Genomic DNA, 625 nt, shown 5'->3' with positions numbered 1-625 from the left:
CGACCGTTGCCGGTGAGGTCGGTCGTCAGACAGATCCCGAGCTTCGTCGTCGGGGGAGCGGGGTCGATGACCTCATGGCGAAAGCGAAGTCGCCGTGTCTGCATGGGCCCACACTAGGCGGTAGTCGGCTTTGTTATCAACCGCCTACGATGCGGGCTCGACGGTCAGATCGCGCCGGCGAAGTTCCGGAGCGTCTCCCGTAGCCCCCAGTTCAGTTGCGTCTCGAACACCAAGACGGCGGTCCCGTACACCGCGCCCCCGGCCGCGACGAGGACGAGCAGCTCGAGGAACACCCACGGGAGCGACAGCGTCGCCTGTAACCAGAGGACGACGCCACCCATGAGGAGGCTCGCGACGGCCGGGTACGACACCTCTCGGAGCAGCCGACCGAGGCTCGTCTCCACCGACTTGATCACCAGGTACACGTCGATCGGCATCACCGGGAACACGTAGACGCCGAGGACGGCCGCGGCGGCGCCGACGATGCCGAACTCGCGGGTGACGGGGACGATGATCAGCGCGGTCACCACGAGCCGGAAGGCGCCGAGTTTTACCATGTAGTCTGGGCGCCCCAGGGCCTTCCACACCGGGGAGTACGTCGACCCGAGCGCGATGAGGAGCCCGT

General features: G+C 67.0%; 1 protein-coding gene. It reads right to left on the bottom strand.

The window, feature by feature from the left end; all coding sequences use genetic code 11:
• Nucleotides 1-164: 164 nt before the first annotated feature.
• Nucleotides 165-625: polysaccharide biosynthesis C-terminal domain-containing protein (locus tag EXE44_RS20945; protein WP_199241257.1), on the bottom strand; the 461-nt coding region annotated here is incomplete at its 5' end.

Origin of the sequence: Halorubrum sp. SS7, from assembly GCF_005435055.1 — an archaeon.
GTDB lineage: Archaea > Halobacteriota > Halobacteria > Halobacteriales > Haloferacaceae > Halorubrum > Halorubrum salinarum.
Note: the sequence above shows the minus strand (reverse complement) of the source record. Positions and strands in the feature narration are given on the sequence as shown.